Annotated in this window: 11 protein-coding genes; 4 read left to right on the top strand and 7 right to left on the bottom strand. The window is 54.5% G+C overall.

The genetic code is table 11. The features are described from left to right. Positions 1–54: 54 nt before the first annotated feature. From glnK to ACTG33_RS14390, 3 genes are all read left to right on the top strand, one after another. On the top strand, positions 55–393 hold the full coding sequence (glnK, locus tag ACTG33_RS14400) for a P-II family nitrogen regulator (protein WP_216095725.1): 339 nt from the start codon (positions 55–57) through the stop codon (positions 391–393). Between the two features lie 127 nt (positions 394–520). Beyond that, positions 521–1,756 carry an ammonium transporter gene (locus ACTG33_RS14395; protein WP_439135917.1) on the top strand — a complete coding sequence of 412 codons (1,236 nt, stop codon included), beginning with the start codon at positions 521–523 and terminating at the stop codon, positions 1,754–1,756. Positions 1,757–2,091: 335 nt separating this feature from the next. After that, positions 2,092–2,430 carry a P-II family nitrogen regulator gene (locus ACTG33_RS14390; RefSeq protein ID WP_439135916.1) on the top strand — a complete coding sequence of 113 codons (339 nt, stop codon included), beginning with the start codon at positions 2,092–2,094 and terminating at the stop codon, positions 2,428–2,430. A gap of 61 nt (positions 2,431–2,491) precedes the next feature. Here ACTG33_RS14390 and ACTG33_RS14385 read toward each other — a convergent pair whose 3' ends face one another. Beyond that, the gene (locus ACTG33_RS14385; RefSeq protein WP_439135915.1) at positions 2,492–3,193 is read right to left on the bottom strand and encodes a DUF523 domain-containing protein; all 702 of its coding nucleotides are present in this window, start codon (positions 3,191–3,193) and stop codon (positions 2,492–2,494) included. Positions 3,194–3,457: 264 nt separating this feature from the next. On the opposite strand from ACTG33_RS14385, the gene ACTG33_RS14380 reads away from it, so the two are divergent. Further along, the gene (locus ACTG33_RS14380) at positions 3,458–3,667 is read left to right on the top strand and encodes a hypothetical protein (protein ID WP_439135914.1); all 210 of its coding nucleotides are present in this window, start codon (positions 3,458–3,460) and stop codon (positions 3,665–3,667) included. A gap of 29 nt (positions 3,668–3,696) precedes the next feature. Here the strand turns inward: ACTG33_RS14380 and xerC are convergent, their stop codons facing one another. The 6 genes from xerC to ACTG33_RS14350 all read right to left on the bottom strand — a co-directional run. After that, positions 3,697–4,653, bottom strand: coding sequence for a tyrosine recombinase XerC (xerC, locus tag ACTG33_RS14375; RefSeq protein WP_439135913.1), 957 nt, complete (start codon positions 4,651–4,653; stop codon positions 3,697–3,699). 112 nt (positions 4,654–4,765) lie between these two features. Further along, positions 4,766–5,461: a DUF484 family protein gene (locus ACTG33_RS14370; RefSeq protein WP_439135912.1), complete on the bottom strand. Its 696-nt coding sequence runs from the start codon at positions 5,459–5,461 to the stop codon at positions 4,766–4,768. 71 nt (positions 5,462–5,532) lie between these two features. Beyond that, a complete protein-coding gene (gene dapF, locus ACTG33_RS14365) occupies positions 5,533–6,363 on the bottom strand; it encodes a diaminopimelate epimerase (protein ID WP_439135911.1) in 831 nt (276 codons plus the stop codon). Positions 6,364–6,376: 13 nt separating this feature from the next. After that, the gene (lysA, locus tag ACTG33_RS14360) at positions 6,377–7,636 is read right to left on the bottom strand and encodes a diaminopimelate decarboxylase (RefSeq protein ID WP_439135910.1); all 1,260 of its coding nucleotides are present in this window, start codon (positions 7,634–7,636) and stop codon (positions 6,377–6,379) included. Positions 7,637–7,722: 86 nt separating this feature from the next. After that, positions 7,723–7,887, bottom strand: coding sequence for an LPS translocon maturation chaperone LptM (lptM, locus tag ACTG33_RS14355; RefSeq protein ID WP_439135909.1), 165 nt, complete (start codon positions 7,885–7,887; stop codon positions 7,723–7,725). Positions 7,888–8,095: 208 nt separating this feature from the next. Further along, on the bottom strand, positions 8,096–10,080 hold a 1,985-nt coding region (locus ACTG33_RS14350; RefSeq protein ID WP_439135908.1), incomplete at its 5' end, for a response regulator.

Below are 10,080 nucleotides of genomic sequence, written 5' to 3'. Positions count from 1 at the left end.
GCCCGGCACTTTTATCTTTGCGGCGCGTCGGCGCGTCATTAAAGGAGCTCAACAATGAAACTGGTAACAGCAATCATCAAGCCTTTTATGCTGGACGCGGTTCGTGAAGCGCTGTCAGATATTGGCGTTCAGGGGATTACCGTGACTGAAGTAAAAGGCTTTGGTCGTCAGAAAGGTCACACGGAATTGTACCGTGGTGCTGAGTACGTGGTGGATTTTCTACCAAAAACCAAACTGGAAGTTGCCGTGGGTGACGATCAGGTAGATACCGTTGTGGAAGCCGTCAGCAAGGCAGCGCACAGCGGCAAAATTGGCGACGGTAAAATCTTCGTCTCGGCTTTGGAGCAGGTTATTCGTATCCGCACCGGTGAAACCGGTAACGACGCGCTGTAATCGAAGCACTTATGTTTTTATCTGAGTTGACGCTCTGAACCGTTGAGACTCTGAATAAAAGCACTATAAGCGGGCTTGTCCCGTAATGCTCAAACGATAAACGTTAAAACTCTCCCGGAGAAACGCAATGGAAAACTCAATTTTCGAATTGCAGTACGCCTTGGACACCTTTTATTTCTTGGTGTGCGGTGCACTGGTAATGTGGATGGCGGCCGGTTTCGCCATGCTGGAAGCGGGTCTGGTCCGCTCTAAAAATACAACTGAAATTCTGACCAAGAACGTCGCGCTGTACGCGGTAGCCTGTACTATGTACATGATTTGCGGTTACCACCTGATGTACGGCGGCGATCTGTTCCTGTCTGGTATTGCTGCAGATGGTGTTGCTGGTGCTGATGACCCTGCGACCTACGCGCCTTCAGCTGACTTCTTCTTCCAGGTCGTGTTCGTAGCAACTGCTATGTCCATCGTATCGGGTGCCGTTGCTGAGCGTATGAAGCTGTGGGCTTTCATGGCCTTTGCGGTTGTGATGACTGGTTTCATCTACCCAATGGAAGGTGCCTGGACTTGGGGCGGAAGCTCTGTTTTCGGCATGTACACTCTGGGTGACCTGGGTTTCTCTGACTTCGCTGGTTCCGGTATTGTTCACATGGCTGGTGCTGCTGCGGCTCTGGCAGGTGTTCTGCTGCTGGGTGCCCGTAAGGGTAAATACGGTTCAAACGGTGAAGTTCACGCTTTCCCTGGTGCAAACCTGCCTCTGGCAACCCTGGGTACCTTCATCCTGTGGTTGGGTTGGTTCGGTTTCAACGGTGGTTCCGTACTGGCGACTGCGTCTGTTGAATCTGCCAACTCTGTTGCGATCGTATTCATGAACACCAACGCTGCGGCGGCCGGTGGTCTGATCGCTGCTCTGATCGTTGCTCGCATCCTGTTCGGCAAAGCCGATCTGACCATGGCGCTGAACGGTGCTCTGGCTGGTCTGGTTGCGATCACTGCTGAGCCTTCTACTCCATCAGCTCTGCAAGCGACTCTGTTCGGTGGTCTGGGTGGCGTACTGGTTGTCTTCAGCATCCTGACTCTGGACAAACTGAAAATTGATGATCCTGTTGGTGCCATCTCTGTTCACGGTGTTGTCGGTCTGTTGGGTCTGTTGCTGGTACCTATGACTAACGACGGTTCATCTTTCTCCGGTCAGCTGATCGGTGCTGCTACCATCTTCGTTTGGGTATTCGTAACCAGCCTGATCGTTTGGGGCATCCTGAAAGCTGTGATGGGCATCCGTGTCTCTGAAGAAGAAGAGTTCAGCGGTGTGGATCTGGTTGAGTGTGGTATGGAAGCTTACCCAGAGTTCACCAGCAGCAAGTAATTCTCTCCAGAGAGATTATTTGACTGACTAGGACTCGAAGCCCGGTTACTGAAAAGTGACCGGGCTTTTTTATGTCTGCTGTTTTTGTCTGTGTGACCGATTGCAGATCAGGGCAAGCAGAGGCACCGCTGGAGGGGTAAACAGGGTCGCTTTTCTGCGGGCAGACATGGTAATGTAGGTGCACGAACAACTTTTATATACGTACTGCACAATAAATGCTGTCATAATTTTGATGTTCTTGATCAGACAGTTAGCGGGGTTTGGCCATTAACCCGAGCCGTTCGCTGGTCTGCTAATCACAACATCAAGCCATAATATTAAGAAGGAATACATCGATGAAATTGATCACGGCTGTCATTAAACCTTTCAAACTGGACGATGTGCGCGTCGCGTTGTCCGAGGTTGGCGTACAGGGTATGACGGTGACCGAGGTGAAAGGCTTTGGTCGTCAAAAGGGCCATACTGAACTCTACCGTGGCGCTGAATACGTTGTTGATTTTTTGCCCAAGGTTAAGCTGGAGCTGGCAGTGGATGAGCCCATGGTTGATCAGGCTGTAGAAGCGATCACCAAAGCGGCTCAGACTGGCAAGATTGGCGACGGTAAGATCTTCATCACCACGATTGATGAGATCATCCGGATTCGCACCGGTGAAACGGGCAGCGAGGCGGTATAACCGTCCGCACCGTTCACTGAAAGCCGGCATTGCCGGCTTTTTTTTCGCCTGCTATTTAGTGTCAACCGGCCCTAAGCTGGGCGGTCAGTGTTTGTAGTCTGTCCGCGCGCTGGTTTGCCGGTGTTGTCAGAAACTGCATGAGATCGCCAGACCATTGCAGTGGCTGTCGCAGGGTTTTCGACATCTCACAGGTGGCAGTTTGCAGATATAGGCCGGCCACGAACCAGGCAAGATCGCTGTCCTGGCTAAAATAAGCTTCATCCACAATGGGCAGCTGCCGATGGCTGCGTTTCAGCTGGGTGACAAACAGCCCGTCAATAAACTGCACTACGTCACCTTGTTCATTGAGCAGAGGTGTTGTTCCCTTGCCGCAGCTGGGGGAGCGTGCCTTGAGGATGGCTGCGTCCAGATCCGGGTGTTGGCGACACCACTGCTCAGCCTTTTCTTGCAGTGGGTATTCCGGGGTTTGTCCGGGGCGGTTGACCCATTGCAGCTGCTGCTCTCCCGTCGTGGTCTGTAGCCATTGGATTGGCGCCCGAGGCACGCCCATGCCCGCATCCATTTCCGGACAGTGCTGCACCAATTCCACCATCTCGGTCAGTTGTGGCAGGGCCTTCCCCAGACTTTTTTCCTTGCCGTCATAGCGGACATTTTCACCGGCCAGGCAAGCGCTGATCAACACTCTCGGAGGCTGAACTGAGAGGGTTTTAAGATGACAGAAAAAAGTCAGATAGCGGTGCGATTCGGCGTCGTCCTGATTCATGCTTCCCCACAACAAAGTAATTACTATCTGTTAAAGATAGTCGCATATTCTAGAGCAAAAAAGACTAAAAACTTCATCAAATGAAGGTGGTCAAACGAATTGAACTTGAACTATAAATACAGCGTTCAGGGACGTCACAGAACGCTCTGATGAGAGGCGGCATGAGTTCTTTTGTGAACCTTGTTAAGAGATCGCAACGGACTCTGAAAAAGCCGACATTGACTAACATTGATTGCAATGTGACAACCGATAGCAGGTTTTTATATGAATCAAGACGTTTTGGAAGACCGTGACGACCGCGAAGAGCGGCTCGAAGATCACACCGTAGATTCCCGTAAAAGATTGCGGGATCAATTACAGTCAGAGGTGGAAGCTTTCCTGGCGCGTGGTGGACAAATTCAGCGAGTGGATCCCAATACCACATCCGATCCACCTCAAAGGCCAAGCAATAATTATTGCAGTCGGCCTATCTAATCAGGATCGCTGTTTACGACCTGTGCTAGCTATTCTGGCGTCAGGTCGTCGGTCAGTGGCGGCTGGTGTGGGTCAGGCTCGGTACGGCTTTTGGCACGTGGGTGCGCGTTGTCATAGACCTTGGCCAAGTGCTGAAAGTCCAGGTGGGTATACACCTGAGTGGTTGACAGGTTGGCGTGCCCCAGCAGCTCCTGTACTGCGCGAAGATCTCCACTGGATTCCAGCAGATGACTGGCAAAGGAATGGCGCAGCATGTGGGGGTGAATCGGTTGGTCGACACCCTGAGTCATGCTGAGCTTCTCGAAGCGCGCCTGCACGGAGCGCGGATTGAGCCGTTGCCCCTTGCGCGATGTGAAGATCGCCGTGGTGTCTTCTCCGCAGGCTTCAATCTGTGTTTGATGCCAGGCTTTGAGCGCGTCGATGGCCTGACGACCGACCGGCAGCTCGCGGGTTTTGCTGCCTTTACCGGTGACTCGCAGTTGTGCCTGTCTGAGGTCCACATCCGACCAGTTCAGTGACACCAGCTCACCCAGACGCAGCCCCGAAGAATAGAACAGCTCCAGGCAGGCGCGATCGCGCATGGCCATAAAATCCTGACCTTTGACTTCCACAAAACGGAATGCCTGATCCACATCCAGCGCTTTGGGCAGTGGTTTATCGGCTTTGGGTGCCTGCAATCCGGTGCAGGGGTTGAGTGTGACCAGCTTGTGCTTCAGGCAGTATTGAAAGAATGTGCGAACCGCTGAGAGCCAGCGCTGCAGGCTGCGGGGTTTGAGATTCTGGCGGTGTAACTGGGCGAGACACTGGCGGATGTGAAAGTGGCGCAGGTCGGTCATGGCCACGCCAGTGTGCTGGCAGAAGTCTCGCAGTCGGTGCAAGTCTCGCTGGTAGGCTTCCAGCGTGTGTTTTGACAGGCGTTTTTCGAAACGCAGATGTTCCTCAAAACCTGAGATTGCCCGGCTGAGCTCTGGTGTGGCATCGGTCACGGGGCTTATCTCTCCTTGCGGTCGGTTTTGTCTTTGCGGCGCTCGCTTCTGTTGATTCGGTGCCTATCTTAGCGAGGCAAAAACTGAGGCTTAGCGAGGCAAAAACTGGGGCTTAGCGAGGCAAAAACTGGGGCAAGCGGCGGTTCAGAACTTCGCCAATGTAGCTGAGGAACAGGGTGCCCATGCTGGAACGGTAGTAGCCGGGGTCGCGATTGGCAATGGCCAACACGCCGAAAGTGTTGCCGTGAATCAGTGGCACCAGAGCTATCGAGCCGACGCTTTCCGCGTGCTTGGGAAACAGATATTTGATCTCTTCCGGAGACAGGGTGCCGCACAGGGGGCGGCTGTTCTTCAGTACCTGAGCAATGCTCTCGCGGGCTTTGCTCAGGGGTTCTACCCGTGCCTTACCGGCTGACAGGTTGTCGTTGTCGCCAAACAGGATCAGCGAGGTGTAGTGAATTTTGAATTCGTTATCGAAGCTGTAAAACAGCGAATCGATGGTGTCGGTGAGGGTTTTGCCTTCCAGAAGCGCCAGTACCAGACGCTTGGTTTTGTCGAACAGACGGTCGTTGTCGCGGGCGTTATCGAGCAGCTTGCTGAGGCGGTGACGCATGTCCATGTTGCGCTCGCGCAAAATAGACACCTGTCGCTCCACCAGCGAGATGGCCTGACCGCTTTCATGCGGCAATCGCAGGTCAGCCAGTAATCCGGGTTGTTTGACAAAGAAATCAGGGTGTTTACGGAGGTATTTGGTCACCTGGTCTTCGGTGATGGCTTTCTCGGTATCACTAACTGTTTGCTCGCTCATGTACGGTGTTTGACCCCGGTTGTGTGGTGGACCTTAAGATGATGTTGTTGACCTTAATTCGCCTTGCCTGCTTAGACTTTGACCTGACCGTGGAATACATGAGTTGCCGGGCCTGACATCAGCACCGGCTGACCTTCCCCCTGCCATTCTATGGTCAGGCTACCGCCGGGCAGATTCACTGTAACTTTGGAGTCTAACAGGTTGCGCAAGCGTCCCGCCACCATCGCCGCGCAGGCGCCGGTGCCGCAGGCCAGGGTTTCGCCACTGCCGCGTTCATACACCCGCAGATTGATTTCGTTGCGGGAAATAATTTCCATAAAACCGGCGTTTACCCGACGCGGAAACTGCTCGTGGGCTTCGACTTGAGGCCCCCAGAGTTCCACCGGTGCGCTTTTCACGTCTTCCACCACAGTGACGGCATGCGGGTTGCCCATGGATACGGCACTGATTTCCAGCGTGGTGTCCTTCAGAGGTAGCGGGTAGGTCACAGCCTGTTCGCTGGCGGTAAAGGGCAAGTCGGCAGGCGCCAGACGCGGCGCCCCCATATCCACCTGGACATCGTCATTGTCGAGCACGCGCAGAGTCATAATGCCGTTGGCGGTTTCCACCACGATGGTGCGCTTGCCGGTCAGTTTGCGGTCGAGCACAAAGCGGGCAAAGCAACGTGCGCCGTTGCCGCAGTTTTCCACCTCGGAGCCGTCGGCATTAAAAATGCGATAACGGAAATCGACATCGGGGTTCTGCGGGACTTCGACAATCAGTAGCTGATCGCAACCCACGCCAAAGCGCCGGTCAGCCAGACGGCGGATTTTATCATCGCTCAGACGGATGCGCTGGCTGATGCCGTCGAGCACGATAAAGTCGTTGCCGAGACCGTGCATTTTGGTAAAACGTAATCTCACGGGGTGTCGATCCTTATGATTCAGTCGGTGCGTCGAGCAGAGTTTCACCCTGAGTGAGGCTGGCGATCGTTTCGCGAGCTCGTACGACACTGGCCTGGTCGCCATCGACCATAATTTCTGCGGCGCGTGGACGGCTGTTGTAATTGGAGCTCATGGTGAAACCATAGGCGCCACACGACATGACCGCCAGATAGTCGCCGGTGGCCAGGTTCAGTGAGCGGTCTTTACCCAGAAAATCGCCGGTTTCACACACCGGACCGACCAAATCCCAGTGTTGGGTGTCGCCTTCGCGCACCTGCAAAGGGCGAATTTCCTGCCAGGCCTGATACAGCGACGGGCGGATGTTGTCGTTCATGGCGGCATCAATGATGGCGAAGTTCTTGTGGGGCGTGGGTTTCAGATATTCCACTTTCGTCAGCAATACGCCGGCATTGGCGGCGATCGAGCGACCTGGCTCAAAGATCAGCGACAGCGGACGATTGCCCAGGCGGTCTTTGATCGCTTGCATGTAATCCGCAACCGCCGGTGGCTGTTCGTCTTTATAGGTGACGCCCAGGCCGCCGCCAAGATCCAGATGTTCAATGGTGATGCCCAGATTTGCCAATTGGTCTACCAGCTGTAACACGCGATCCAGCGCGTCCACAAACGGCGACAGCTCGGTCAGCTGGGAGCCGATGTGGCAGTCGATGCCCACCACATTCAGTGAGTCCAGCTGATTGGCATGGGCGTAGACCCGTGGCGCTTCGGCGATGTCGATACCGAACTTGTTTTCTTTCAGACCGGTGGAGATGTATGGATGGGTGTTGGCGTCCACGTCGGGATTCACACGCAGGGAAACCCGGGCCACTGCATTCATATCTGCGGCAACGGCGGCCAGTACGTCCACCTCGGCTTCGGATTCGACGTTAAAGCAGTGAACACCCACTTCCAGGGCGCGGCGCATTTCAGCGGGGGTTTTGCCCACGCCGGAGAAAACCACGCGAGCGGGATCGCCGCCAGCCAGCAGAACACGCTCCAGCTCACCTTCAGAAACGATGTCAAAACCCGCACCCAGTTGTGCCAGCACATTGAGTACCGCGATGTTGGAGTTGGCCTTGACGGCGTAGCAGATCATACCCGGATGATCGCCCAGCGCTTTGGCATAATCCAGGTAGTGACGGCTGAAGGCCGCACGACTGTAAACATAAAGAGGTGTGCCGTACTGTTCAGCCAACTGGCTGAGGGGCACTTGTTCGGCAAACAGCTGGCCGTCGCGTTCGGTAAAATCTTGCATGGAATTCTCTAATTCTGAAAACGTTGTTCTGTAAACGTCGCTCTAAAATGTTGTGTGGCCCGGTGGGCGTTGAAACATGTCCGCACTTACTCGGTGGGTGTTGCACTCGCTGCGGGCTCAGCAGGTTGCTCGGGCGCTGCCTGCTGCTCGGCCGCTTCAGGCTGAGGTAAATACAACGGGCCTTTCTGACCACAGCCTGCCAGTCCAAACGTTAAAAGAGCGGTAGCCAGTATCAGGGAAAAAAGTCGCATCGGGTCTCCGGAGCCCATGGTTTCAGGGCGTATTTTGGTCCAGGTTCGCTTTTAGGTGATTGATCTCGCTAAAAACGGGTAAATAGCCGGTAAGTATACCGGTGGAAGGTGTGGGCGTGCCAGCGGTTAAATCCCCTGCTGGCAGCTGATCCGGGCATGTATGAAGTGTTTCAGAGTGACGGCTTCAGAGTCTCAGTTTTTGTTCCAGTTATCGGGCCAGAGTTCTGTACAGAAGGTCCGGATTGACCGGTTTGGTGATGTAGTCGTCCATGCCGGTATCGAGGCAGCGTTCTCGATCTCCGTCCAGAGCGTGGGCGGTCATGGCGATGATAGGAATGTCAGGGCAGCATTGCCCGCTGCGTATCCGTCGAGTGGCATCATAGCCGTCCACTTCGGGCATCTCCATGTCCATCAATACCGCGTCGAAGGTTCCGGGCTCGTGCTGGTTTAGGGCGTCGAGAGCCTCCTGTCCATTACCGGCGACAGTGACTGATACATCTTTCTTCTTGAGGATGCCAATGGCGACTTTCTGGTTGACCAGATTGTCTTCCGCCAGCAGTACGTGGGCGCCACTGAGCCGCTGATCGGCTTCGTCAGCACTCAATTCGGGTGATTGCTCGAACAGATCTTCGCCGAACGCCTGGGCAATGGCGTCGAAAATACGCGAAGGTGTCGCGGGTTTGCTGATAAAGCCGCAGACGTTCTCCAGCGGAATGCTGGCCTGGTGGCACTGGCTGGCAATATCCTGCTGGCTGTAACTGGAGATCAACAGCATTTTCGGTTTCTGCAGGATGTCTGGCGTTTTCTGGATCAGGTTGCAGGTCTGTACGCCATTGATGTCGGGCATGCTGAAATCGATCAGCATGAGCTCATATGAACTGCCGTTTTGATCTGCCTGCCGGACCTTGTTGATCGCCTCGGTGGCGCTGCAGGCGGTGTGCACCTGCAGATTCAGAGTCTTGGACGTGTTCTCCAGAATCGCCAGTGCGCTGGGGTGGTCGTCGACGATCAGAGTACGCAGGTTGTGATAGCGCTCAGGTTGCGGTCGCATGGGCTGCTCGCCAACCTGGCTGCGCTCAAAGTGTACCGAGAAGGTAAAGCTGCTGCCCACCCCTTCTTCACTGGTGGCTGTCAGTGTGCCTCCCATTTGCTGAATCAGGTAGTGGCAGATGGTCAGTCCCAGGCCGGTACCACCGGCGCGGCGAGAAGTGGATCCGTCGGCTTGGGTAAAAGGTGTGAACATGGATTGCAGTGCACTGGGGGCAATGCCGATTCCGCTGTCGGTGACGGTAAACTCCAGCTCGACACTTTTCTGCAGCTGCGATTTTTTACGGGCGGTCAGCGAAATATCGCCCTGTTCGGTGAATTTGATTGCATTGTCGAGCAAGTTGTTAAGGATTTGTTGTAACCGTCGGGCATCGCCTTTGACAAACCGGGGCATGGACGGATCGGTATCGAAGATGATCTCTATGCCTTTTTCTTCGGCGCAACTGGCGTGAGTCTGTGCCAGCTGCTCATAGAGGTGTTCCAGATCAATGTGTCGGTTTTCGAGCAGATAAGTGCCGGATTCCAGTTTCGAGAAATCGAGAATCTCGTCGATGGTGTGCAGCAGGCTGCGAGCTGAGGTATTGATGCTGCCCAGATAGTTTTGCTGTGAGTTGTCCAGTGGAGTGTCCTTGAGCAGGTGCCCCATACCGATGATCGCGTTCATGGGGGTGCGAATCTCGTGACTCATACGAGTGAGGAATTCAGTTTTCGTCTGGTTGGCGCTCACGGCTTCCAATTGCGCCTGACGCAGCTCCTCCTGAGCCTTTTTGAACTGAGTGATGTCGGCGTTGACGCCCACAGCCCGAAGCGGCGTACCCTGTTCGTCAAAATCTACAAAAATGGCGCGCGTATAGACCCAGACAATGTGTCCGTCTTTGTGCCGCATGCGGTATTCACACTGCACTGGTTTATCCGGTGATTGCAGGGACTCGGTGGCAATATTGTCCAGGTAGGGGATGTCCTCGGGGTACATCAGTACTTTCAAAAAGGTACTGAGAGTGGTCTCCAGCTCATCCTCTTGATAGCCCAGCATGTGCAGATAGCTGGGGCTGAAAAATGCCTCGTTAGTGTGAAGATTCCAGTCCCACAGGCCATCTTTTGAGGCTTTCAGAGCATAGGCGTAGCGCTGATCGCTGTCTTTCAGTT

It is taken from the genome of Pseudomaricurvus sp. (assembly GCF_965662505.1).
Taxonomy (GTDB): Bacteria; Pseudomonadota; Gammaproteobacteria; order Pseudomonadales; family Cellvibrionaceae; genus Pseudomaricurvus.
The sequence above is the reverse complement of the archived record's forward strand: the minus strand, read 5'-3'. Positions and strand labels throughout refer to the sequence as shown.

Excerpts from the sequence above, each read along its gene's own strand:
- glnK (WP_216095725.1), top strand. The coding sequence starts at position 55 with ATGAAACTGGTAACAGCAATCATCAAGCCTTTTATGCTGGACGCGGTT.
- ACTG33_RS14395 (WP_439135917.1), top strand. The coding sequence starts at position 521 with ATGGAAAACTCAATTTTCGAATTGCAGTACGCCTTGGACACCTTTTAT.
- ACTG33_RS14390 (WP_439135916.1), top strand. The coding sequence starts at position 2,092 with ATGAAATTGATCACGGCTGTCATTAAACCTTTCAAACTGGACGATGTG.
- ACTG33_RS14385 (WP_439135915.1), bottom strand. The coding sequence starts at position 3,193 with ATGAATCAGGACGACGCCGAATCGCACCGCTATCTGACTTTTTTCTGT.
- ACTG33_RS14380 (WP_439135914.1), top strand. The coding sequence starts at position 3,458 with ATGAATCAAGACGTTTTGGAAGACCGTGACGACCGCGAAGAGCGGCTC.
- ACTG33_RS14370 (WP_439135912.1), bottom strand. The coding sequence starts at position 5,461 with ATGAGCGAGCAAACAGTTAGTGATACCGAGAAAGCCATCACCGAAGAC.
- lysA (WP_439135910.1), bottom strand. The coding sequence starts at position 7,636 with ATGCAAGATTTTACCGAACGCGACGGCCAGCTGTTTGCCGAACAAGTG.
- lptM (WP_439135909.1), bottom strand. The coding sequence starts at position 7,887 with ATGCGACTTTTTTCCCTGATACTGGCTACCGCTCTTTTAACGTTTGGA.